The organism is Mucilaginibacter sp. UR6-11 (genome assembly GCF_020880695.1).
In the GTDB taxonomy this organism is placed as follows: Bacteria; Bacteroidota; Bacteroidia; order Sphingobacteriales; family Sphingobacteriaceae; genus Mucilaginibacter.
This window is the reverse complement of the sequence record NZ_JAJIWO010000002.1, coordinates 649,472-673,174: the sequence shown is the minus strand read 5'-3', so window position 1 is coordinate 673,174 and position 23,703 is coordinate 649,472. Positions and strand designations below refer to the sequence as shown.

Below are 23,703 nucleotides of genomic sequence, written 5' to 3'. Positions count from 1 at the left end.
ATGAAAATATTGGTTACCGGTTCGGCAGATGGCTTGGGCCAACTGGCAGCAAAGCAATTGATCAAAGACGGGCATAAAGTTGTACTGCATGCCCGTAATACGGCACGCGGCGAACAGGCGCTAAAAGCATTGCCGGGCGCAGCTAACCTCCTGACCGCTGATCTGGCAGATATCGAAGAAACAAAGGCATTGGCTGAACAGGCCAATGCTTTTGGTGTTTTTGACGCAGTGATTCATAATGCGGGTGTTTATCAAACCGGCGCGCAACAATTACTGCATGTGAATACGCTGGCGCCGTATATTTTGACGGCTTTAATGCACCGGCCAGCGAGGCTTATTTATTTAAGCTCGGGAATGCATTTATCGGGCCGGCCGGAATGGACGGACAAGCCATCTTATTCTGATACCAAACTACACATCCTGATGCTCGCTAAAGCACTCGCCAGGAAATGGCCGGAAGTTTACGCCAACGCGGTCGACCCGGGCTGGGTACCCACCAAAATGGGCGGCGCTGGTGCGCCGGATGATCTGGAACTGGGTTACCAGACACAGGTCTGGCTGGCTACCAGCAATGATCCGGGCGCACTGGTCAGCGGGCAATATTTTCATCATCAAAAATCTGCGCGTTATAATAAGTCTGCCGACGACATCTTACTCCAGGACCACTTGCTTGCTGAGTGTGCCCGACTGACTGGTGTGAAACTTTAGAGCCCCTTGTCATCAGCTCCCGCCCTCCCGGTTTTAACCTCACCGTTTCGACGGTAATTGGCCATGATCACCCCTTTTGACGTGACGGTGCTGTCTGTCAAGGTCAATGACCTTGGAAAAGCATCATCGCCAAAGATTTTTTTTCCTTTCCCCAGGAGCAGCGGGTGTATTTTAAGCCAGAGCTCGTCTACCAGGTCGTGCTGCAATAATAGCTGAACCAGTTCAGAACTACCCCAAATCCTGATATCCGAACCCGCTGAGACTTTCAATTTTTTAATATCATCCAGGCTGGAAATAAAGACTACGTTTTGCCAGTTTGAATGATTACGGGTGGTGGACAGCACATATTTGGTCATCTCGTTAATGCCCGGCCAAAAGTCGGCGTGGGCGGGCCAATAGGGCTCCCAGATATCGAAGGTTTTGCGGCCCAACAATAAGTCGGCTGCCTTCATTTGTTCCTTTATGGCCTTGTCATAGGCCTCATCGCCAAAAGGCGCAACCCAGCCGCCAAATTCAAAGCCGCCGGAAGTATCTTCCTCCGGGCCACCGGGGCCCTGCATGACCCCGTCCAGCGAGATCATGGAAATAACAATTAATTTTCTCATGCCATAAAATTCGTAAAGTCTAAAATAGAAAGCAGGGTGTAAAAACGACAAAAGCAGGGGGATATTTGCGCTTACGATTAGTCCGCCAGGAACTTTTTCAGGGACATAAATGGCAGAGCTGAGGATTGAACCTTAAATCGTTTGCATTTAAAGACAAAAACCGTCGTCGTCGTGGTTTGTTAATGGTCTAGATTTAATTCAATCGGCTATGATCAGAAAACTAAAATCAGGACAATATCGCATTTATTCCCGGAAGGTCGATCCCGAAACAAAGAAACGTAAAAACCTGGGTACCTTCGATTCGCTGGAGGCGGCAAAAAAACACGAAAAGGAAATTCAGTATTTTAAGCACCATTAATTACCAAACAGGCTGGATGCTACCTCTTTGAAAAGACACTGATCTTCCATTCTGCCATAATGATTTAACACTAGGGCGCTTAATTGGCTTATATCGGCAGCGTAAAAAAGAAGGTTGAGCCTACGCCTTTTTCGCTTTCGGCCCAGATGCGACCATCATGCCGGTGGATGATTTCGGCACAAAGGTACAAGCCAACGCCGAAGCCGGAGATATGTTTGGTGTGCTCAGACCCTGCGCGGTAATAACGATCGAAGATATGCGGCAGATCCTTAGAGCGGATACCCATTCCTTCATCCTGTACGCTCACCACTACTTCGTCTGTTTGCTGTTGTGCCTTAATAAATACCTGTTTCCCTTTTGGTGAATACTTCACAGCATTGGATAAGAGATTGGAAATAACTGAACCGATCTTATCATAATCGGCAAGCACAGGAATAAGCCCCGGCGCATCAAAATAAAAGTTATGTGACCCCACGGTGAGCCTGATCTCATCGACTTGTTCATTAATGAGGTCAGCCAGGTCAAATTCCGTTTTGCTGATCTCCAGTTTACCCGATTCCAGGCGTGATATATTCAAAAAACCGGTGATCAAACTACTCATCTTCCTGGTTTGTGTGTTGGCCTTGTTAAGCGCCTGTGGTAAAAACACATCACTGGTGTCTTTGTATTTTTGCTGCAGCACCTGGATGATCGCCGTGAGAGTGGTCAGCGGGGTTTTAAGCTCATGGCTGGCCATCCCGATAAAATCATTCTTGCGCTGATCATCCTGTTTTTGTTCGGTGATATCGCGGGCGATCTTGGAGACGCCGGTGACGCGCCCTTCTTTGTCATGTATAGGCGAAATGGTAAGCGAGACGTTGATCAGCCGGCCATCCTGCGTGCGGCGGACGGTTTCATAATGGTCTATCTTTTCGCCTTGTCGTAAACGGGCCAGGATGCCCGGCTCTTCATGCTGCAGGTTTTCCGGGATGAGTTTCAGGATAGACTGCCCGATCATTTCGCCTTCGGAATAACCAAAGATCTGCGAGGCCCCGCGATTCCAGGCGGTGATGATGCCGTTGAGGTCTTTACCGATAATGGCATCATCAGACGACTCTACGATGGCGGCCAGTTTGGCGCTGCGCTCATCAGCCGCGCGCAATTCTTCATTAGCGGCCTGTAACTCTTCGTTAGTCGCGGTCATCTCCTCGTTGATGGCCATGAGTTCCTCATTCAGTGCCTGTGTTTCTTCTTCGCTGTCCTGCAGTGCTCTGGTGCGTTCGGCAACCCGCTGCTCCAGCGTTTCATTGATCCGGGCCAGTTCTTCATTGGTTGCGGTTACCTCCTCGTTGGCGGCGGTCAGTTCTTCATTAAGGGCTTGTGTTTCTTCATCGGTTTGTTCGAGCTCGCGGCGCAGTTTTTCTTTTTCCCGGTAATCGCGGGTCACGTTCCGATAAGAATAGAGGGTAATGCCAATCGCCGCTAAAGCCGCCAGCAGGATCAGGGCCGGTGCCAGTGTTGTATAATGATTAAGTTTAGCTGTGCGCGTTTTCAACAGTTCCTGTTCTTCGTGTTCCGCGCGGGCAATAGCCTGGCGCAAAGCATCCATGGCTGATTTACCGGCATCAAGGTCGGTCGCGACAATCGTTTCGAAGCGTTGTTTTTTATCCACCAATTGCTGCAGGATCGCCAGGCGCTGCCGGAGTACCTTTTCGATAAGGGCAATATTCTGCTGCTGTCGCGGATTATCGGCAGTTAGCCGGGTGAGTTCGCCGGTAAGTTGCAGTGCCTGCTGGTAAGCCCCATTATAGGGTTCAAGGTAGCTGGCATTGCCGCTAAGCAAATAGCCGCGCTGGCCTGTCTCCGCATCTTTCATTACCGAAAGCACTTTTTCAAATTTTTGCATAACCTTCCCGCTATGCTCAACCAGGCGGTTACTGGCGAGCAGGTTCTGCAAGGTCAGGTAAGATACCAGGCTTACCACAAGCAGGATCAATATGGAAACACCGTAGCCCAGCCGGAGATTACGATCAAACCGGTTTATCATAAGTAAATTGAATGAGGCGTAAATATAAGATTTTGATGCAAAAAGCGTAGAATCGGGGTTAACCACTTCATCTTTTTCAAAGCAGCGATGGCTGCTGAACTAATCAATGTGCAAGATCATGTCAAAAAGTGATTGATATCATTATTTAATTCTTTCGATGTCGTCAATTTCACCTTAACAAAAACTGTCATTTTCAATACCATGAAAAAAATACTCATCGCCACAGACTTTTCGGCAAATGCAAGCCATGCAGCTAAATATGGGTATGGCCTGGCGAAACAAATAAAAGCTAACGTAATATTATGCAACGCGTTTATTGTACCGGCTGAAGTGCCTCAGGCAGGTGTTGTTGTTTGGCCGATGGAAGATTACCAATCTATTATTAATGAAAGTACCGATGAGTTAAAAAAACTAAAGACTGAACTGGAAAATGAGTATCCTGCCGGTTATCACCCTACAATAAGTTTAGTGAATGAGATAGGTACCGTAACGGGTGTCGTTGATGATGCCGTTAAAAGCTATAATGTAGATTTGATTGTAACAGGCACACATGGCAATGATGGGCTAAGCACATTTTTATTGGGTAATCACAGCCATAAAATGATTGATGCGGCAACCAAACCGCTATTATTGATACCCCCTTCGGCCAGCATCGAACCCATAAAAAGAATAGCGTATGCTACAGACTTTAAACATCCGCAGGATGACCTGGCAGTTATTTATTCACTAATTGCCTTTGCCAAAATGCTTAACGCCGGGATCTTGCTTACCCATGTGATCAATAAAGCCCATCACTCGGCATCTTTTCAAAAATGGCTCGATAATTTATTGCTTAATCTTTCAAATAAAGCAGATTACCCCAATATCCATTATAGAATAATCAACAACAATGACACAGAAGGCGGCCTTGATTGGTTATGCGAACATGGACAAATAGATGTGTTGGCGATGCTTCACCGCCAGCATAATTTTTTTCATGCTTTGTTAAAAGGCAGCCATACTAAAAAAATAGCCAATCATATTTCTATTCCGCTATTGGTTTTCCCCCAAACAAACAAATAAATTCTATAAGCATTAGGGCCCTTTTATAAGGGCCCTACGCAGATATTATTAAAATGTTTACTATAATGTTTTACAATTAACCGCTTATAATAATGGCGTTTAATTTATTTTCAAATAACCTGATTTCTTCCTGCAAAGCTTCCATATAGCCAGCGGTTTGCTGGGGCAGTTTATTTAACAGCGACTTATAATACTCAATACCTTCGTGCAACTGCATTTTAAACTTGTCTAAATGTTTCCTCTTTTTTTCGGTGATATCTTTGATATGCGTTTGGATATCTTTTTTCAAATAGTCAATATACAGATCCAATTCCTTAATAAACATATTGGGTCTGTTTACCTTTTTTAAAAGGTCAATCTTCCCATAAATATGCATCACCATTTCTTCAAGAGAATAGGTACTCTTAAAATAGGCCAGGTTAGGGCCCGGGCAAATAGCTACTGCCTTATTCTCTTTGGGTTTAGAAATATTATATTTAATATAGGTTGACGAGCACAAACCTTCACAAAGACAAATTTTTTCTGTTATCGTATTAAATTGCTCTTCATATTCGTGCTCCTCAAGGGCCAGTGCCTGAATCTGTTTGATTTTTAAGTTTTGATATTCTCTTGATGCAGTGCAGATAGGTTGTTCAGTAAACTCCGTATTGGTGCATAAATATTTTTTGGTGCACGGGCTACCGGGCCTGCCTTTTTCTAAACGTTCTATTCGTTGAGCTTCGGCAGTACTGGGTTTAAAGTTATTAAACAATATACCCAATGGTGATGCCCCGCTCAGATAAAAATCTTGTTCATTTGCAGCTGTTAATTGAGTTAGTGTCGTTTCGTCAACATTGGTCACCTCAGGTACTAACAAAAAGGGACTACCCCAGCCGGTGCCATCAAGCTCATAATAGTCCATCATAAAATTATTTTCCCCGGCGGTGCCTATGCCCCCCTGTGCGCTTATCCGCTGCGCCGGTTTCGCTGACAACTTTAAATCTTTTTGTAACAGCGCGGTGCTGCAAAGTTCAAAAAGCTCATCGGCCATAGCATTCCTCTTTTGTTTAAATTCTTCGAGTATGGGCCCCAGCAAATAGCCCTCAGTTGCAAAAGCATGGCCGCCGCAATTTAAGCCAGACTCAACACGAAATTCAGATACCCACAACCCTTTTTTAGCCAAAAACTTTGCCTGTATAAAAGCTGAACGAAAATCGCTCACCTTTAAAATTATTTTTTTGCGAAATTTACCATCGCTGTCGGGCAAAAAGTCAGCGAAATTTTCCAGGTAACTATACAAACGCGGATTCATCCCCGCTGATAAAACAACCGACGACTGCAGTTCACTTTCGGCAAAGCCTCTTAGCGCAGCAAGGGCATCTGTATTTTCATCTCCCAGGTATTCGCCATCAGCGTTAAAATTCATTTTATCCACCTTGGCCATAATATTAACATCAATGGCCCCTAACGTCATATGTTGGCGCAATATGTTCTGAAATATGGTTTTACGTTCACCCTCGGGGTATTCCATCATCAGCTCATATCCTTGTTTTAGCTGAGATGAATCCGGCAATAATTCAAAATACCGGCAAATATCATTGCCCGGCAAAAAAGGTTCTTCTTTTAATTGTTTAAACTGCCGGTTAACAAGCTCGTTAACCAAATTTAAATAGGCGGTTATTCGTCTTGCCCGCGCATTATCGGCAGATTTGGGGATGGCAACGTATGCTTCTTCATTTTGCGTTGCGTGATATTCGCGCATACGCTCAACCAGTTCGTCATCAACAACCGATATCGCTGATGAAATGCCGTACCGGGCTACTTTTAAAGGTGTATCAACAGAATAACCTAGTCCTAATACCGGGATGTGAAATGTATGGCTCATATAAAAATCGTACTTATTAATTATATCCGTAATCCTAAAAATCAAAATTACGGCCACGTTCTTCAAAAAAAACTGACCAAAGTCACTTTCGGTTAATTAATTAATCTCTGTAGCTTTTGATGATGCAGATCATATTTCTTCCGATGCATTGTCATTTAATTACAGCAGCCAATTGTTCAGTTTTACAACATCAATATTAAGCACATGGAATTACTGGCACACAACACTCAACTTGATTGCGAATTGCAGGAGATGTATATCATAAGCAATCATTTGAAAACTGATGTTACGTTTATAGAGGACGAGATCAGGTTTCTAAAGAACACACTAAATAAATACAATATTTATATAGCCAATACCCAGTTAAACAGGATTATATATTTTAAGAGGATTATTGAGCAGCAGGAAACAGGAATACCCCTTATTAAAAACAAAATCTCAGGATTCCTAAAATGCCTGGGGACTCTGGTAAATGATTCAGAAAAGGAAATAAGTCTGGATATTCTTGAAAAATTCAACACATTAAACACAGAAGTTAAATCAATTGCCGACCAGATCCTGTCAGTTAAGCATTCGTTTTTTTTATTTCTTGAGGAGATAACTAAAACACGTAAACCCCATTACACCAGTATGTCATTTAAAAAACCGCTCCCTTTAAAATTTCAGTTATGATCGAAGTTAATTATTGCAGTGCCGATGATGCGGTAAAACACATCCAGCCAGGTAACAGGGTATTTATACACGGAAGTGCGGCCACACCCGTATGCCTGGTGCAGGCCATGCAACGAAGGTACCATGAACTTTATAATGTAGAACTGGTAAGCATCACCACCTTAGGCGATGTTAACTTTGACAAACCCGAGCATAGAAAATCTTTTTACTTTAATTCGCTTTTTGTATCTGCAGCAACAAGGTCTGTGGCTAATAGTGAAGACGGTGATTATGTGCCGATTTTTTTAAGCCAGATACCCCAGCTTTTTCGTCAAAACATTTTAACTATTGATGTTGCCTTAATCCAGGTTTCCCCGCCGGACGCACATGGCTTTTGTTCATTAGGCACCTCGGTTGATATTGCGCGGGCGGCTGTTGAAATGGCAAAATATGTAATAGCACAGGTTAATCCGTTAATGCCGCGGACCCATGGACAAGGATACATCCACATCAAAAAAATTGATGCGATGGTATGGCAGATGTCTGAACTACCGGAGGTAGACTATTCAACAGATGTTAGTGACGCAGTAAAAAAAATAGGGTATAATGTCGCTTCGTTGGTTGATGACGGGGCTACTTTACAATTGGGCATCGGCAGCATCCCGGACCAGGTTTTATGTAATTTAACCACGCACAAAAATCTGGGGCTGCATACGGAGATGTTTTCTGATGGTATTATTCCGCTTATCGAAAGAGGGAACATTAACAACAGTCAAAAAAAATTAAATACAGGCCGCTCGGTTACTTCATTTATAACCGGTACACGTAAATTATATGATTATGTAAATGATAATCCGGGCATACGGGTAATGGATATCAGTTATGTGAACGATACCGGCACCATCAGGCAAAACCCAAAAGCCACGGCCATTAACAGCGCTATTGAAATTGACCTTACCGGGCAAATCTGTTCAGACTCTATAGGCACCTATCAATATTCGGGCATTGGCGGGCAAATGGATTTTATACACGGGGCATCATTATCTGAAGGTGGTAAACCAATTATCGCCTTACCATCACAAACCAATAAAGGCATCAGCCGGATTGTGCCATTTTTAAAAGAAGGCGCCGGCGTGGTAACAACCCGCGGCCATGTGCACTGGGTAGTTACAGAATATGGTATCGTAAACCTGTTTGGCAAAAGCCTTAAACAACGTGCAAAGGCTTTAATTGAAATTGCCCACCCCGATCACCGTGAAACGCTGGAGCATGCTTATTATAAAAGATTTGAAAAAGTAAGAGCTTAATTATAACGCCATGAAAACTATACTGGTATTAACAGATTTTACTATTAAGGCAGACCATGCAGCACATTATGCGCTAAAATTGGCGCAAAAAATAAAAGCCAATTTATTGTTGTGCAATGTATATCCAGAAGTAATAATGGCTCCCGCGTCTACCCATACATTCTGGACCAGCAATGACACCAGCAATTTTGAGCAGGACAGTATAAATGATCTTGCCGACCTGGCCGCGCGTTTAAACAAACAACTGGCTAAATACAACGATGACGAATTTAAACCACGCATTGAGTTTTGCAGTAAAGCCGGGCCATTAACTAACGCTATCAATTATCTGGTAGCCAGCAGGGAAATATTATTCGCGGTTATAGCGACACATAATGGTGATGATATTTTAGCTTTTTTAAACGGCAACCACGCTAATGAAATTATTGAGAATGCCAACTGCCCGGTATTGGTTTTGCCGTATCAATCGCCATTTAACGGGTTCAATAAAATTGCGTTTGCAACAGATCTGGCTCACAACGGCACTGACATTTTGCATAGCTTGTATCATATTACCAAATATTTTGATTCGGAAGTGTTAATTACCCACGTAGGCGTAGCCAAGCTGGCCAAAGTAACTGAAGATTATATAACCAGGCGCTTTTTACGCCAGGAGATAGCTGCCACGCATTATCCAAAAATTCAATACCAATCTGTGCAGAACAAAAGTATTACCGCCGGGCTGCAGTGGCTGGCAGAACATTCTGACATCGATCTTTTAGTTTTGGTTCATCACAAGCGAAACTTTTTTCAAAAAATATTTGAGCCAAGCGTAACTAAAAAACTCGCCGACCATTTTGCCAAACCGATGCTGGTATTTCCAAGCTCCTATGAACGCGGCAGCGTGCCGATATAATATATAATAATAGTTGTGTTGTGTTGATAAGTGCCTGTAGCCAGTGGTTACGGGCACTTTTTATTTAAATCAGCCAGTCAATAAAAACAAGTGTTTTTATCATTTATTAAGTGATATGCATCACTTTAATAAACCCTTCAGGTCATTCGCCACCCTGGTAATACGATCTACTTTTGACCACAAGCAAACAATAAAAAAATGAAACATTTAAACAGAAGAATACTAGCAACTGCCTTTATAATCACAGCGATTATTATTGGTATGAGTTTTCAAAACTCAAACGCCCAATCGGTTTATAAATTAACACCGGGTAAAGATGCGAGCATCAAAGTACTTGGCACATCTAACGTTCACGACTGGGCATTAACCTCTACGTCAATGGAAAGCCAGGGAGAATTTAAGTTAGATGATAAACAGCTTCGCGCTTTCAGCTTTTCATTAAATGCTAAAAGCCTGAAAAGCGAACATGAGTCTATGGATAACCGGACCTACAAAACAATGAAGGCAGATCAATATCCAAAGGTTACTTACAAATTAATTTCAGCCGTGGTAACGCCGGTGCAAAAAAACAAATATACCATTAAAGCAACCGGTGATCTTACTATTGCCGGCGTTACCCAAACCATCGTAATGAACGTGTCGGCCGTTGTTAATGCCGATAATACCATTAGTTGTTCAGGATCTGAAAACATAAAACTAACCGACTACAAAATTGATCCGCCAAGCTTTATGCTGGGGGCCATGAAGGTAAAAAATGATCTTACTATACAATTTAACCTTACTTATAAAAACAATTAATCTTACTTACAATCAACTTTAACCAAAACCCACTAATTAATAACATCATGAAAACAAAATTATTTACTATAATCGGCTTGTTAACTATCACAGGGCTAGGCCTTGTTCCGTTAACTGCAAATGCACAAGAAGGTCAAATCCAATACTATCGCCCAAATAACAAACAAGGCATAAATGTATTTGAAACCAGCAAAAAAGACACCGTAAATTTTACCGGTCTTAAAGTAAAAATCGGCGGTGGTTTTACTTTGGCTTATCAAACTTTAAAAGCATCAAACACTGCAACTCCGGTAATAAAAACAGTAGGCTCATCTACAGGCAACGTAAATGCAATAACTCCTATTTATAATGGCTTTAACCTGCCTATGGCCAATTTACTTTTCGATATTCAGTTAGCTGATGGTGTTCGTTTAAATTTAACTTCCTATCTATCTTCAAGACACCATGAAGATACCTGGGTAAAAGGCGGCTACTTACAGGTTGATAAAATGCCGTTCTTCCACAGTCCGTTTATTGACGACATCATGAAGAGTGTAACATTGGTAATCGGCCAATCAGATGTCGACTATGGTGATCAGCACTATAGAAGATCTGACGGTGGCAATACCATTTATAATCCTTTTGTTGAAAATTATATTATGGATGAGTTTGCTACAGAAATAGGCATGCACGTTTATTACAAATGTCAAAAAACCGGCCTGTTTGCAATGGGAGCCATCACCGATGGTGAATTAAATGCCGTTACTATTGCACCAACTAAAATTGATGCTAAAACCGGCGAAGTAAATAAATTTCCCCCTGCATTTATTGGCAAGTTAGGTTATGACAAACAACTTAGCTCTGACTTCAGGCTAAGAATAACAGGATCAGTATATACCGTAAACAGCGCCAACAGCAGCACATTGTTTGGTGGCGACCGCACAGGATCAAACTATTTTAATGTGATGTCTAACCCTACAACAGCAGCGGGTACAACCCTTACACAGGCAGTTGACTACAATGCTTTTTCAGGCAGATTTAATCCCGGCTTCAGCGAAGAAAATCACAGCTTCATGGGTAACCTATTTTTAAAATACAGGGGACTTGAAATTTTTGGAACTATAGAAAGTGCAAAAGGCAGGGCCATTACTGAAACATCAAACCGCGGAGCTAAACAATACGCCGGTGATATTATATACAGGTTTCCCGAAGAAACAGAAAATTTTTGGATCGGCTACCGTTACAATACTGTAAGCGCAACGATAGTTGGCAACAGTACCGATGTTACTGTTAACCGCTCAGCCGGATCAGTTGGCTGGTTCCTTACCAAAAACATTATGATGAAAGGCGAGTATGTAACCCAGAAATATAAAAATTTCGACGCCACAAACCTCTTTAATGGTGGCAAGTTTAGCGGCCTGGTGTTACAGGCAGCTATTTCATTCTAAATTTTATAGTGAGTTGATAAACAAATGGCCCTTAACTAACATTAAGCGGCCATTTGTTTTGAAATCATTCCCAAAACATATCCAACATGAAAAAAATATTTGTCTCCGGGTTAATTGCCGGATGTATATTATTTGTACTTAGTTATGGAAGCCTTTTCCTGGCAGTAAAATTCTTTCCATCGCTTTTTACAGAATATTTTAATCCGCTCTTTAATTCGGACGGAAGCCGGGATGTGCTCTTTTACATGCATGCCTTCATCTTCAGCTTTGCGTTATCCTGGTTTTGGGACAGGTTTAAAAGTTTATTTAAAGGCGTATTTATCCTTCGTGGAATAGAGTTTGGGCTTGTATACTCGTTCATTGCTTTATTGCCGGTTATGTGGATATCATTTAGCGCCTTAGATATCACCGTAGCAATGGTAGCAAGCTGGTTTGCATATGGATTAGCACAGGCCATAATAGCCGGGATGGTATTTGCCAAAATAAATCCCTGATCAAAACCTACCTGGCATGTTCTACAAAAATATTTTATCGGCCCTAATTCTATTTGTTTTGCTAACCGGCTTTGTTAGGGTGAGCAGACTGATACCGGCCGCAGAAACAAAAAAATGGGTCATCAGCGAAACCAGCAATCTCTCTGTTAACGGGACCACCAACATAAATAAGTTTACCTGCGATATCCCAAACTACGGCAAAACGGATACCTTAACTTTAATTAAAGGTAAAAATGATAAAGACCTCGTCTTATCAGGAAGCGTGGAACTAAAGATCCAAAGCTTTGATTGCCACAACTCCATGATGACCCATGATTTACGGAAAACGCTAAAGGCAAGCACCTTCCCTGTGCTTAAAATTAATTTTTTATCGCTCAGTAAGCTTCCAAACCTGACAATGCAACCCGAGCTTATAACCGGCCTGGTTGATATTGAGATAGCCGGGGTGCGTAAACGCTTTGACGTCAGTTATCAAATTTCAACAGACGCTCAAAAAGGCATACACCTGGTGGGTACCCGCGACGTGAATTTTTCTGATTTCAACCTCATCCCACCCAGAAAATTAGGAGGAATGATAAAAACAAATGACAAGCTTAACGTAAGTTTTCACTTAAAGATTAAAGCTGAAAATTAGCCTGAAAATTGATTGAAATCACATTTTTTATTGCCCGGGATCACGCTTAAAAAAGGTCAATTAGCTGACCTTTGATATAAAATAATATCAATCATGACCACAATAAAAATACAATCTCAAGCAAACTGGGCAAATGATCTGGCCCCTCAAAAAGCTGATTTATGGCATAAATGGCTGGCAATAACCGATAGCCAGGCTGAAAGAAACACCTTATGGTTTATGATCTCCATGATAGTGCAGGGCGTATTGTTTTTGCCATTACCGGCGGTGTTAATCTATTACTACAATGCCCCCACACTTATATTGGTTGTTACACTTAGTTTGTTTTTTGCCAATATAATTACCGGCATGAGCGGTTCAGGAATACGTACCACGCTTAGCTTGTTTTTAATAAGCATAATTGTTCAGCTCAGTATGCTGATTGTATTTATGTTATAGCAAATCCTTGCCCCTATTAATTAAAGAAGCCGTTAAACAAAGTGTTTAACGGCTTATTATATATTACGCTCCGCAACATTTTTTATCATGGCGGTACATTTGTAAAAATAATGCTATGCTGAGACACGTAGGCACTAAAAGGACATACCGGCATAATGTTAAATTAGCATCCTTGCTTGGGATAACTGCCGGATTTGTTAATGCAGCCGGTTTTTTGGGGTTCTCTGTTTTAACAACCAATGTTACCGGGCATGCAGCGCTGTTTGCAGAACGTGTTGCCATGCAAGATTGGAAAACAGCGCGGGTTGTTGCACTCTGGATGTTCCTGTTTTTGGCAGGCGCATTTATCTCCGGATTAATAGTATCAAAGATTGGGCGTAATCAGCGGTTCTCTTACGTGATTCCAATCTTGATGGAAATGGCTATTTTACTTACCGTTGCTTTAAGCGGATTTAAATATGACCATAGCCTGATTGCTAAAGAGTTTTTTGCAGGTAGTTTGCTGTTTGCAATGGGCCTGCAAAACTCATTGGTTTCCCTGGTATCCGGTTCTGTAGTAAGAACAACGCACCTTACCGGAACATTTACCGATCTGGGTATTGAATTGGCTCAACTATTTCAACGTAAAAATGAAGAAAGAACTGCATTAAAATCAAAAATCAAACTCAGGGTAGCTATTATATTTTTCTTTATGAGCGGCGCATTAGCCGGGGCCTATCTATTTAAATATTACAACTTTTATTCTTTCTTTTTACCGCTGCTGATTCTTTTTTACACCTTGGTTTATGACATTTTCAGAATAAACATGAAGCGCTATTACAGGCAAATTAAATCCGGTTTAAAACGGATGTCACACCGCCATGCTAAAAAGCTGGGTATTTGGTTTATCAGCCCATAAACGTTGATCAAGCGCCATGCAAATGTTACGTAAAAACGGTTTGCCCTTTTCCGTAACTTTTAGCCCCCATGAGTTAAGTTCAATTAACCCATCGTCAGCCAGTGGCTGCAGCCTGTCAATAGCCTCAAATATAGCCGGGCACGGCTCTGTATGATGATTCCATGCAGTGGCTTCCCTGCACATGATATTTAATATATGTTTTCGGATTATCAAATCTTCGCCTGTTAATACATGTCCTTTAAAAACAGGGAGTTCCCCTTCGTTTACCACTTTTAAGTAGTCCTCGACCGTTTTAAGATTTTGGGCATAGGCATAGCAGGCATCACTAATTGAAGACACTCCCAATCCTATTAATAGTTGTGTGTTTTGATTAGTATAACCCATAAAATTGCGATGCAGTTTTCCCTGCGCCTGGGCTATTAAGAGTTTGTCGCCAGGTAACGCAAAATTATCCATTCCAATTTCCAGATACCCGTAACCCTTTAACAGGCTTCGCCCATGTTCATGTAGTTTATTTTTAACATGCGGCTCTGGCAGGTCAAGCTGGGTAAACTTTCGCTGTCCTGGCTTTAACCACGGCACATGCGCATAGCTGTAAAATGCTATCCGGTCAGGCTTAAGGCCGGCAACTAAATTCATTGTTTTTATCAGGCCCTCCAGCGTTTGTAAAGGCAGGCCGTAAATCAAGTCATAGTTAATAGAGGTATATCCTATCCGGCGCGCTTCGTATGTCACCGCTTGTACCTGCTCAAAAGTTTGTTTCCTGTTGATTATCAATTGCACTTTAGGATCAAAATCCTGTATTCCCAGGCTTAGCCGTCTAAAACCAAGCCTATATAAAGCTTCTAAATGTTCGGCTGTTGTATTTGCAGGATGCCCTTCAAAACTAAACTCTGCCTTTGCATGAATCTTTGAATTTTCAAGCAATCCGGAAATCAGCAATTCAAGGTTTTTAGCACTAAAAAATGTAGGCGTACCGCCACCTAAATGAATTTCTCTTATAACCGGTATACCTTCCATTATTTTGCAATACATCTTCCATTCTTTTAGCAATGCGTTGATATATGGCACTTCAACCCCGTGGTTTTTTGTAATCCGGGTATTGCATCCGCAATAAGTACACAGGTCCTCACAAAATGGCAAATGTATGTAAAGACTTATTCCATCGGCGTCGTTACATTCCGCAAAGGCCCATTTAACACTATTTATCCAGGCAGGCATGGCAAACTTATCGGTATCCCAATAAGGCATTGTAGGATAGCTGGTATACCGTGGTGCGGGCACATTGTATTTTTCGGTAAGTTGATCAGACATTATTAAGGCTCTCAGGTTAGTTTTTATTAGCAGATAACGCCCGGCAATTTTTAGCACAAACGCACGCATCACCTACACATTTGTTGGCTTGCCATAAATCAAGGTTTTTTATGGTTTGATCAGCCGCTTCCTGTAAGGCCAACGTAGTTATCTCAGCCGGGAGCGGATAAGATGGAATATTTGCTATTTTGATCTGGTAAGCAGCGGCGGCTCCCTGATCTATATGATCAGTTTCTGCCGACCGCGTAACTATATATTTTATGCCCAGATCTGCCAGCTTTTTAATAACTAATGCCGAAACATCGTCATTGGCAAAAACGATAACCGCGTCTTTTCCTTCCGCATAAATTATCGTGTCAAGGCTTAAAGGATTAGCTATAAGCGTGATGTCGTGTTTTTTTTGATTTGCCTTTGCCAGGAATTCCTTCTCGAAAGGCTTTATATTATATGCAACCGCTTTCATTAGCTATATTTTGTCTTGCAAAACTACCGCTAAAGCCCGGTGTAAGGTGTGAGTACGGTCAAATAGAAAAATGACTTTTATCAGTTTTTCATTTTAGCCAGGCGGTTAATATCCAATATCGTAATTGAACTGCCCTTTTTATCAATCAGTCCCTCATCTTTAAAATCTGACAATGTACGACTAACGGTTTCAGTGGCCATGCCAGCCATTGCTGCCAGATCTTCCCTTGATATTTTAAAAGTCTCACGCTCATCACCACTCTGACGTGATAGCCGCACCATGGCCTCTGCCATTCTTTTCCTGACAGAATGGTATGCCAGTTGCAACAATTTATCTTCTTTCTCGCGGATATCATTTGATAGCAACTTGATAAATTCCCTTGCAACAATTGGGTACATATTCAAAAGCTGCTCCAGCTGATCTTTAGGGATAAGGCATAACGCACTATCTTCTAATGCTGTAGCGGTATCGGTATAATCTTCATTTGCCAGCATGGCATGTACACCCAGATATGTATCAGGGCCATAAATACCTGTCATCAACTCACGGCCGTCTTCGGCCAGTTTAATGGTCTTAACACTTCCGCTAATTAATAAATACAACCCATTACCCTTGTCGCCTTCATAATAAACAACCTGATTTTTTTTAAACTGCCTGACTTTTCGTTCTTGTACTATTTTCTTTAATTCGGCAAGCCCGTCGTTTTTTGAAATTATAGCATTTAAATTATCTAATGATTTACTGTAAAAGGCTTGCTGCGCTTCCTTTTTTTTAATACGGCTTTCAATGGCATTTAAAAGGTCCATATCGTCAAAGGGCTTTGTTAGATAATCATCCGCACCCATCTCCATTCCTTTACGCAAGTCTACGCGCTCTGCCTTTGCGGTCAGAAATATAAACGGAATTGCAGCGGTCTCAGGATATTTGTTTAACATATATAAAACGCCATAGCCATCCAGCTCGGGCATCATAATATCGCATAATATAATATCCGGTAAATTTTTAACAGCCATATCAACGCCGGTTTTTCCGTTTTTTGCCGCAAAAACCTCGTAATCGGCTAATTCTAAAATCTCTACTACATTTTCACGAATTTCGTTGTTGTCCTCAATAATTAATACTTTTTTGCTCATGATATTGGAAATGATATAGTGAATAAAGTTCCCTGATTAACATCGCTTTTAAAATCAACTGTGCCTTTCATAAGTTTAGCATAACGTGCAACTATATTTAGGCCCAGGCCCGTACCCGGGATATTGCCGGTATTATGAGCCCGGAAAAAGGCTTCAAATAAATGTTTTTGGTCACTCTCCGGGATACCTATACCGTTGTCTTTTATAGTAATAATACAATTTTGTTCATTTATCTCGGTATTAAATTCTATGAAAGTATTTTCTCCCGAATATTTAATAGCATTAGCTACCAGGTTTATCACACAGTTTTTTAATAAATTTTGATCGAGCATAACTGTGCTATTTATACCCGTATGCTGATATATAATATTTTGATTCTGTTTAGCTATCATTTGCATCTCTTCCGTTATTTCTTCGGATAACTTAACCAGGTCAAAACTATTAAAAGATGGCTCCACCTTACCCGCCTCTAATTTCTCGAGTGACAGAAAATCATTTAAAATAGCCGTAAGATTTCCTACCGCATTTTTTATCCGGGCTACATGCTTGATGATATTAGGATTATCAAACGGCGCAGCATATTTATCTATTAAAGATGCGGATAATTGCACGGCACTGAGCGGGGTGCGAAATTCATGCGATGCCATAGAAACAAACCGGCTTTTTAGCTGGCCCAGTTCTTTTTCTTTTTCAAGCGATAAACTAACCTCTTCTTTCGCCTGTTGCAACTCTTCGAGCGAATAGCGCAAGGATAAGGTACGTTCCTCAACCAGTTCTTCTAAATGGATTGCATATTCTTTTAATTGCTCCTCGGCTTCCTTTTGTAAACTTAGGTCATGGATAAAACCGGTATAAATTTTACGCCCTGAGAATTGCACTTCGCTTACTGCTAATCTAAACGGAAAGCGCGTGCCATCTTTTCGCAAGCCGGTAACTTCACGCCCTATACCTATAATATGGGGCTCGCCAGTACGCTGATATCTGCCTATATATTCATCATGCTGATCCCTGTCCGGTGGCGGCATCAACATAGAAACATTATTACCTATCACTTCTTCCGGAGTGTATAAAAACAATTTACAGGCAGCAGGATTTATCGATTCAATTTTTCCTCTGTCATCAATAGTAATGATACCGTCAATTGCATTTTGAATAATTGCTTGTAACAGGGCGGCATTTTCCATATCGGATATCTCTTAATAATGATTGTTATCACAAATATGGGCAATGTATAGCATACAAAATATAATATTCTTTACATTGAAAAGTGACGATCGTCATTTTTTCCTATAAATATTGTGTCTACCGTCAGATCATTTATTTTATATAACCGATATTGGCCTGCCTCCGGGAACTTGTTTCTGATTAGATATTAACCGGAATAATTTAATTGGGCTGATATTTGGGTTCGTTAATTTTATGTTATATTCGTTTTAAAAAAAAGTTGTGGGTGCCATTCATTTACTTGAGGACGACGAACTTACACTGCTGTTGCGGGCCGGGAATGAATTGGCATTTACAGAGATTTATAATAGATATTGGAACAAGTTATATTGGCAGGCGCATCGGTTATTAAAAGACACAGAAGCTGCTGAAGAGATTGTTCAGGATGTTTTTTTGATGTTATGGAAAAAGAGGATGGATTTAAATATCCAGTCGTTGAAAGGTTATATGGCAGCTATGACACGTTATGCTGTTTATCGCTACCTATCGAAAGATAAAAGAACAAAACAGCAGGAAAACGTTATTGGCTTAATAACCGCTGAAGCTACTTCAGAAACCAATATAGACGACAAATTATTATTAGAGATTATTACCGAGCTATCAAATAAACTCCCGGAGAAATGCCGCCTGGTATTTCAATATAATAAATTACAGGACCAATCACTTGCAGTTGTAGCTGAACAGCTAAATATTTCCCAAAAGACAGCAGAAGGGCACCTCACCAAGGCATTGCGTATAATAAGGACCAATTTGGGCAATGCTGTAAGCTTGTTCTTATAGTACCACCCAACGTTACCTCCTCTTAATTTGGCTTAAACAAAAAGCATCTTCATTTAATTTCAAAAAATACAATTTATGACCGAGGGTATTTGGAATTAATTATACTCTATAGTATTAAATAGGGTAATAAAATCCATAATGAGTACAAACGAACTAAAACGCCTGGCACAAAAGTATTTTGCCGGAACAGCCTCGGCCGAAGAAAAGCAAATGCTTCATCAATGGTACGACGAAACCAATTATGGTTGGGTTGAAGCGGTAAACAATAATTCGCCAGAAACCGAAGAGCAGGTTAAACAACGCATTTTCAGCGATTTGCAAAAACGGATAGCACTTGAGAAAGAAATCGAACCCCCAATAATACGCCGCAAATTTAACTTTAAACGCCTGGCGTGGCAGACAGCTTCAATAGCCGCTATTTTTATAGCCGGCTTTTTTGCATTGCGCCCTGCTGATAAACCATTAATTGCCGAAAAACATTATGTAGTTAACGCACCGCTTAATAAAGTAATTAGCGTGATCCTGCCCGATGGCTCAAAAGTCTGGTTAAATTCCGGGTCGATATTTAAATATCCTAAACATTTTACTGGCAAAGTGCGCGAAGTTGAATTGGTAGAGGGCAGGGCATTCTTTGATGTCAGGCACATGGATCATCTTCCCTTTATAGTAAAAACTAAAAATCTAAATGTTACCGTACTGGGTACTTCGTTTGATGTGCGTTCTTACAAACGCGAGGGCACCACTAAGGTTAGTGTAGTTACCGGTAAGGTAGGTATTACCATACCATGCCAGCCAACCAAGCCAGCCATAATGCTGGTAGCACACGAGGAGGTTATTATAAACCCGGCAACCAAATATGTTGTTAAAGAACCGGTACGTGAAAATGTAGTGAACTTATGGTGTAAAAACGTACTTGTTTTTGACCAGGAAAATCTAAACAATGTATTTAGGGCAATTGAGAAGAAATACAATACCAAAATAACTGTTGAAGATAAAAATCTTTTAAATGAACGTATATCCATTACGTTAGGCAATCAACGTCTTGATACCATAATGGAAATATTAAGCTTTACTAAACACTTTAACTATAAAATGGCCAATGACAGTACAGTAGTAGTGAAATAACCTGTTCTTAATCGTAGAAGCTACGAAAAGAAAAAACCGGGAACATAAAATGCCCCCGGAATAAGTTAGCCGGCTGGATACATGCTTGAGACCCATAAACAGCATCGGCTCAGTTTAATAATAGTATTTAAACCATTACAAATATGAAGAATTTTTACGGCAAATTACTGCCCATACTTCGAAAATGCATGCGCATTGCTACAATTATAATTGGGATCCAGGTTTGTTGCACCGCATTACTGGCGGCAAAGGGAACCCGCGCCCAGGAGATGAATCTAAATGTGGACAAAGCCAGTGTAAAACAGGTATTTAAACGCATTGAACAACAGGCAAGTGTGACATTTGTATATGACGCACAGGTAATTAACAGTTTACCTGCATTAACCCTGCATATTAATAAACAGCCACTCGCCCAGGTTTTAACGCAGCTCCATCAACTCACCCAATTGCAATTTAAACTGGTTGGCAATTTTATCGGTGTAGCACAAAACGTAAATAGCATGCCGGCACTTTCGCTTGCAAATACCGACAACACCAAATCAACCATAAAAATTACCGGCGTAGTAAGAGATGCGAGCGGCCAGCCATTAATTGGTGTGACCGTCACTTTAAAAGGGACACAGGCAGGCACGCAAACCAACGTAAATGGCCAGTTTGCTATCGATGCCAATGTAGGCGATGTTTTAACATTTAGTTATATCGGCTATTTATCGAAAGAAATAACCATTACTTCGCCGGCTTCATTAAGTGTTTTACTGGATGAAGACTCAAAGCAATTAAGCGAAGTGGTTGTGACTGCCCTGGGTATAAAAAAGGAAAGGAAAGCCCTTGGCTACTCTATCACGGAAGTAAAAGGCGATGAGCTTACCCAGGCCCGTGAGCCAAACGTAATGAATTCATTAGAAGGCAAAGTTGCCGGCCTCAATGTTAGCCCTACTGCCGGTGGCCCGGGCTCATCCTCAAACGTAATAATCCGCGGCGTATCCAGTTTAACCCAAACCACTCAACCATTATATGTTGTTAATGGTGTCCCTATGGATAATACGCCAAATAGCGCACCCGGACAGCAATATGACAACCAGTCTGACATGGGTGATGCCATAGGCAACCTAAATCCGGATGACATTGAAACTATCTCTGTCCTGAAAGGCGCCGCTGCGTCAGCCTTATATGGCTACCGCGGTAAAGCCGGCGTAATTTTAATTACTACTAAAAGCGGTAAGGGCAACAGTATCGAGTTTAACTCAAATTATGTTGCCGAAAAAGCAATTAACTCAACCAACTGGCAATATACTTACGGTCAGGGCGCAAACGGCATTAAACCAGCCGACGCTACCACCGCCTATCAATCCGGCCAGTCAAGCTGGGGCGCCAGGTTGGATGGCTCAAACGTTGTGCAGTTTGATGGGGTTGCACGTCCTTATACCGCGCAAAAAAACAATATCCAAAACTTTTATCGTATCGGACAAACAGCTACCAATACGATAGCTTTAAACAGAAGTTTTGAAGGCGGTTCTGTACGGTTTTCAGCCAGCGACTTAACCAACAACGCTATTACACCCAACTCTGGTTTAAACAGGCAAACCTTTAACTTAACAGCCAACTATAACATTACTAAACGATTTACGGTTGACGTTAGAAACAACTACATATTAGAACAGGCCCATAACAGGCCGTTTTTAAGTGATGGTCCGGGCAACTCAAATTATAACGTAACCCTGTTACCTACAAGTGTTGACGTTAACGTTTTAAAGAAAACAGTCAATCCTAATGGTAGCGAATATGGTTATTCTGGCAACGTTTATGCCACCAACCCGTGGTTTGCCGCCGAGAAATTTATTAATAACACCAACCGCGAAAGGTTAATATCATCAGCAACTTTACGATATAACTTTGATGATGGTTACTTTATACAGGGCCGGGCCGGCAGAGACGCTTATAATGACCGTTTCACGGCGGTTGTGCCAACTGGTACAGCCTACCGCCCGCTTGGAACGCTATCAGAAAGCACCACTAATTTCTCTGATATAAATACCGATATCTTATTAGGAAAAACCTATAAGCTAAACGATTTCACCTTGATCCCCAATATTGGCGGTAGCTATCGTCGTACAAAATCAGAGTTATTTACCATGAGTGGTAACAACTTTATTGTTCCAAATGTATATGTGATCACAAATATCGCACAAGCAAACCCACTGGTTTACACGCCGTCTGATCAGGAGGTTGAGTCGCTTTACGGCACGTTAGAGTTAGATTACAAAGATTATCTGTACTTAACCGGGTCAATCCGTAACGACTGGTACTCTACTTTAGCTACCCCGGGTATTAATAATCCACTAAATAAAGTCTATCCGTCTGTAAACGGATCTTTCGTTTTCTCTAATTTCGTCCAAAACGATTGGTTAAGCTTTGGTAAATTGCGCGCAGGTTTTGCCCAGGTTGGACAAGCAACCTCTCCTTATCAAACACAGTTGGCTTATAATTTCAACGGGTCTGTAAACGGCGGCCCTTTGGGTGTAATCGCTAATGCAAACGTACCCAATAGCAGCCTTGTCGCTTCATTAGCAACTGAGTTAGAAATTGGTACAGAAATGCGTTTTCTTAATGATCGTTTAAACCTGGATCTTACCTGGTATAACAAAAACTCAAAAGACGAAATAGTGGCCGCTCCGGCATCAATCACATCCGGTTATGGCGGTGCCATCCTTAACATCGGCAAATTGCAAAACAGAGGTGTTGAAGCGTTAATATCAGGCATACCTTTCAAAACCAGCTCTTTTAAGTGGACAACATCTTTCAACGGATCAATAAATAACAATAAGGTTATTTCTTTAGCGGCCGGGCAAACATCATTACCTGGTGCAACGTCACGCACAGGTAATGGCTTTACACAAGACATTGTTGGCTTACCTGTTAACCAGATCATGGCTTTTGATTACAAACGCGATGGTACAGGAGCAATTGTAAAAGATGCTGCAGGCATACCGGTACAAGGTGACCTGAAGCCATATGGCTCGGCTTATGCTAAATGGATAGCGGGTTGGAATAACGAATTTAGCTACAAAAGGTTTACCCTGTCATTCCTAATAGACGGTAAATTTGGAGGGAAAATATTCTCAGCTACAAATTACTACGGTTATGTATTCGGCTTGCACCAGGCTACATTAGTTAATCGCGAAACGCTGGGCACAGCCGCATCAACCTATTACACCACTTTGGCAACTAACGTTTCAAGCTTATTTGTTCAGGATGCGACATTCATCAAATTACGACAGGCTACTCTGGGCTATAACTTCCCGGTAAATTTATTGCATGGCGCTATAAAAACGGCTTCTATCAGTTTAGTCGCGCGTAACCTGTTTTACCTGTTAAAAAGAACCGACAATATAGATCCGGAATCTGATTACAGTTATAATGCTGAAGGCCTGGAGTTAGGTGGCGTACCTGCAACCAGAACTTATGGTTTGAATCTGAATGTTAAATTCTAATTATTAAC

Annotated in this window: 22 protein-coding genes; 15 read left to right on the top strand and 7 right to left on the bottom strand. The window is 41.4% G+C overall.

Annotation, left to right across the window (positions count from 1 at the left end):
- Entirely contained in the window at positions 1–708 is a 708-nt protein-coding gene (locus LJ658_RS08205) for an SDR family NAD(P)-dependent oxidoreductase (protein ID WP_230546002.1), read from the top strand.
- On the opposite strand, the gene LJ658_RS08200 is transcribed toward LJ658_RS08205, so the two are convergent.
- A complete protein-coding gene (locus LJ658_RS08200) occupies positions 705–1,313 on the bottom strand; it encodes a dihydrofolate reductase family protein (protein WP_230546001.1) in 609 nt (202 codons plus the stop codon). The genes LJ658_RS08205 and LJ658_RS08200 overlap by 4 nt on opposite strands.
- A 208-nt stretch (positions 1,314–1,521) precedes the next feature.
- Between LJ658_RS08200 and LJ658_RS08195 the strand changes: the two genes are divergently transcribed.
- The gene (locus LJ658_RS08195) at positions 1,522–1,671 is read left to right on the top strand and encodes a hypothetical protein (RefSeq protein WP_230546000.1); all 150 of its coding nucleotides are present in this window, start codon (positions 1,522–1,524) and stop codon (positions 1,669–1,671) included.
- Positions 1,672–1,759: 88 nt separating this feature from the next.
- Here LJ658_RS08195 and LJ658_RS08190 read toward each other — a convergent pair whose 3' ends face one another.
- A complete protein-coding gene (locus LJ658_RS08190) occupies positions 1,760–3,697 on the bottom strand; it encodes a CHASE3 domain-containing protein (RefSeq protein ID WP_230545999.1) in 1,938 nt (645 codons plus the stop codon).
- A gap of 201 nt (positions 3,698–3,898) precedes the next feature.
- Between LJ658_RS08190 and LJ658_RS08185 the strand changes: the two genes are divergently transcribed.
- Complete coding sequence (locus tag LJ658_RS08185) at positions 3,899–4,759, top strand: universal stress protein (RefSeq protein WP_230545998.1); 861 nt, start codon at positions 3,899–3,901, stop codon at positions 4,757–4,759.
- Between the two features lie 76 nt (positions 4,760–4,835).
- Here the strand turns inward: LJ658_RS08185 and LJ658_RS08180 are convergent, their stop codons facing one another.
- Positions 4,836–6,623 (bottom strand): hypothetical protein, encoded by a 1,788-nt coding sequence (locus LJ658_RS08180; protein WP_230545997.1) that lies wholly within the window; start codon positions 6,621–6,623, stop codon positions 4,836–4,838.
- 204 nt (positions 6,624–6,827) lie between these two features.
- Here LJ658_RS08180 and LJ658_RS08175 point away from each other — a divergent pair, with 204 nt between their 5' ends.
- From LJ658_RS08175 to LJ658_RS08135, 9 genes are all read left to right on the top strand, one after another.
- Positions 6,828–7,295 carry a hypothetical protein gene (locus LJ658_RS08175; RefSeq protein ID WP_230545996.1) on the top strand — a complete coding sequence of 156 codons (468 nt, stop codon included), beginning with the start codon at positions 6,828–6,830 and terminating at the stop codon, positions 7,293–7,295.
- Positions 7,292–8,581, top strand: coding sequence for an acetyl-CoA hydrolase/transferase family protein (locus LJ658_RS08170; RefSeq protein WP_230545995.1), 1,290 nt, complete (start codon positions 7,292–7,294; stop codon positions 8,579–8,581). Before LJ658_RS08175 ends, LJ658_RS08170 begins: the two co-directional genes overlap by 4 nt.
- 10 nt (positions 8,582–8,591) lie before the next feature.
- The gene (locus tag LJ658_RS08165; protein WP_230545994.1) at positions 8,592–9,476 is read left to right on the top strand and encodes a universal stress protein; all 885 of its coding nucleotides are present in this window, start codon (positions 8,592–8,594) and stop codon (positions 9,474–9,476) included.
- Positions 9,477–9,674: 198 nt separating this feature from the next.
- Positions 9,675–10,274: a YceI family protein gene (locus LJ658_RS08160; RefSeq protein ID WP_230545993.1), complete on the top strand. Its 600-nt coding sequence runs from the start codon at positions 9,675–9,677 to the stop codon at positions 10,272–10,274.
- Between the two features lie 47 nt (positions 10,275–10,321).
- A complete protein-coding gene (locus LJ658_RS08155; protein WP_230545992.1) occupies positions 10,322–11,701 on the top strand; it encodes a hypothetical protein in 1,380 nt (459 codons plus the stop codon).
- 86 nt (positions 11,702–11,787) lie between these two features.
- On the top strand, positions 11,788–12,195 hold the full coding sequence (locus tag LJ658_RS08150; RefSeq protein ID WP_230545991.1) for a hypothetical protein: 408 nt from the start codon (positions 11,788–11,790) through the stop codon (positions 12,193–12,195).
- A gap of 79 nt (positions 12,196–12,274) precedes the next feature.
- Positions 12,275–12,829 (top strand): YceI family protein, encoded by a 555-nt coding sequence (locus tag LJ658_RS08145; protein WP_230545990.1) that lies wholly within the window; start codon positions 12,275–12,277, stop codon positions 12,827–12,829.
- A 93-nt stretch (positions 12,830–12,922) separates the two neighbouring features.
- Positions 12,923–13,267 (top strand): hypothetical protein, encoded by a 345-nt coding sequence (locus LJ658_RS08140; protein ID WP_230545989.1) that lies wholly within the window; start codon positions 12,923–12,925, stop codon positions 13,265–13,267.
- A gap of 115 nt (positions 13,268–13,382) precedes the next feature.
- Positions 13,383–14,165, top strand: a complete 783-nt coding sequence (locus LJ658_RS08135) for a YoaK family protein (protein WP_230545988.1) — start codon at positions 13,383–13,385, stop codon at positions 14,163–14,165.
- On the opposite strand, the gene hemN is transcribed toward LJ658_RS08135, so the two are convergent.
- The 4 genes from hemN to LJ658_RS08115 all read right to left on the bottom strand — a co-directional run bounded on the left by hemN (position 14,118) and on the right by LJ658_RS08115 (position 18,259).
- Positions 14,118–15,479, bottom strand: a complete 1,362-nt coding sequence (hemN, locus tag LJ658_RS08130; protein ID WP_230545987.1) for an oxygen-independent coproporphyrinogen III oxidase — start codon at positions 15,477–15,479, stop codon at positions 14,118–14,120. The two genes, LJ658_RS08135 and hemN, sit on opposite strands and share 48 nt — an antisense overlap.
- 16 nt (positions 15,480–15,495) lie before the next feature.
- Entirely contained in the window at positions 15,496–15,942 is a 447-nt protein-coding gene (locus LJ658_RS08125; RefSeq protein WP_230545986.1) for a lactate dehydrogenase, read from the bottom strand.
- Between the two features lie 80 nt (positions 15,943–16,022).
- Positions 16,023–17,075, bottom strand: a complete 1,053-nt coding sequence (locus tag LJ658_RS08120) for a response regulator (RefSeq protein ID WP_230545985.1) — start codon at positions 17,073–17,075, stop codon at positions 16,023–16,025.
- Positions 17,072–18,259 (bottom strand): PAS domain-containing sensor histidine kinase, encoded by a 1,188-nt coding sequence (locus LJ658_RS08115; protein WP_230545984.1) that lies wholly within the window; start codon positions 18,257–18,259, stop codon positions 17,072–17,074. The genes LJ658_RS08120 and LJ658_RS08115 overlap by 4 nt, the downstream gene beginning before the upstream one ends.
- A 262-nt stretch (positions 18,260–18,521) precedes the next feature.
- Here LJ658_RS08115 and LJ658_RS08110 point away from each other — a divergent pair, with 262 nt between their 5' ends.
- From LJ658_RS08110 to LJ658_RS08100, 3 genes are all read left to right on the top strand, one after another.
- On the top strand, positions 18,522–19,079 hold the full coding sequence (locus LJ658_RS08110; RefSeq protein ID WP_230545983.1) for a sigma-70 family RNA polymerase sigma factor: 558 nt from the start codon (positions 18,522–18,524) through the stop codon (positions 19,077–19,079).
- A 138-nt stretch (positions 19,080–19,217) separates the two neighbouring features.
- Positions 19,218–20,204 carry a FecR family protein gene (locus LJ658_RS08105; RefSeq protein ID WP_230545982.1) on the top strand — a complete coding sequence of 329 codons (987 nt, stop codon included), beginning with the start codon at positions 19,218–19,220 and terminating at the stop codon, positions 20,202–20,204.
- Positions 20,205–20,347: 143 nt separating this feature from the next.
- Entirely contained in the window at positions 20,348–23,695 is a 3,348-nt protein-coding gene (locus LJ658_RS08100) for a SusC/RagA family TonB-linked outer membrane protein (protein ID WP_230545981.1), read from the top strand.
- Positions 23,696–23,703: the final 8 nt, after the last annotated feature.

Bases quoted from the DNA above. Each gene is read 5' to 3' on its own strand.
- LJ658_RS08205 (WP_230546002.1), top strand. From the start codon at position 1: ATGAAAATATTGGTTACCGGTTCGGCAGATGGCTTGGGCCAACTGGCA.
- LJ658_RS08200 (WP_230546001.1), bottom strand. From the start codon at position 1,313: ATGAGAAAATTAATTGTTATTTCCATGATCTCGCTGGACGGGGTCATG.
- LJ658_RS08195 (WP_230546000.1), top strand. From the start codon at position 1,522: ATGATCAGAAAACTAAAATCAGGACAATATCGCATTTATTCCCGGAAG.
- LJ658_RS08190 (WP_230545999.1), bottom strand. From the start codon at position 3,697: ATGATAAACCGGTTTGATCGTAATCTCCGGCTGGGCTACGGTGTTTCC.
- LJ658_RS08185 (WP_230545998.1), top strand. From the start codon at position 3,899: ATGAAAAAAATACTCATCGCCACAGACTTTTCGGCAAATGCAAGCCAT.
- LJ658_RS08180 (WP_230545997.1), bottom strand. From the start codon at position 6,623: ATGAGCCATACATTTCACATCCCGGTATTAGGACTAGGTTATTCTGTT.
- LJ658_RS08175 (WP_230545996.1), top strand. From the start codon at position 6,828: ATGGAATTACTGGCACACAACACTCAACTTGATTGCGAATTGCAGGAG.
- LJ658_RS08170 (WP_230545995.1), top strand. From the start codon at position 7,292: ATGATCGAAGTTAATTATTGCAGTGCCGATGATGCGGTAAAACACATC.
- LJ658_RS08165 (WP_230545994.1), top strand. From the start codon at position 8,592: ATGAAAACTATACTGGTATTAACAGATTTTACTATTAAGGCAGACCAT.
- LJ658_RS08160 (WP_230545993.1), top strand. From the start codon at position 9,675: ATGAAACATTTAAACAGAAGAATACTAGCAACTGCCTTTATAATCACA.
- LJ658_RS08155 (WP_230545992.1), top strand. From the start codon at position 10,322: ATGAAAACAAAATTATTTACTATAATCGGCTTGTTAACTATCACAGGG.
- LJ658_RS08150 (WP_230545991.1), top strand. From the start codon at position 11,788: ATGAAAAAAATATTTGTCTCCGGGTTAATTGCCGGATGTATATTATTT.
- LJ658_RS08140 (WP_230545989.1), top strand. From the start codon at position 12,923: ATGACCACAATAAAAATACAATCTCAAGCAAACTGGGCAAATGATCTG.
- LJ658_RS08135 (WP_230545988.1), top strand. From the start codon at position 13,383: ATGCTGAGACACGTAGGCACTAAAAGGACATACCGGCATAATGTTAAA.
- hemN (WP_230545987.1), bottom strand. From the start codon at position 15,479: ATGTCTGATCAACTTACCGAAAAATACAATGTGCCCGCACCACGGTAT.
- LJ658_RS08125 (WP_230545986.1), bottom strand. From the start codon at position 15,942: ATGAAAGCGGTTGCATATAATATAAAGCCTTTCGAGAAGGAATTCCTG.
- LJ658_RS08120 (WP_230545985.1), bottom strand. From the start codon at position 17,075: ATGAGCAAAAAAGTATTAATTATTGAGGACAACAACGAAATTCGTGAA.
- LJ658_RS08115 (WP_230545984.1), bottom strand. From the start codon at position 18,259: ATGGAAAATGCCGCCCTGTTACAAGCAATTATTCAAAATGCAATTGAC.
- LJ658_RS08105 (WP_230545982.1), top strand. From the start codon at position 19,218: ATGAGTACAAACGAACTAAAACGCCTGGCACAAAAGTATTTTGCCGGA.
- LJ658_RS08100 (WP_230545981.1), top strand. From the start codon at position 20,348: ATGAAGAATTTTTACGGCAAATTACTGCCCATACTTCGAAAATGCATG.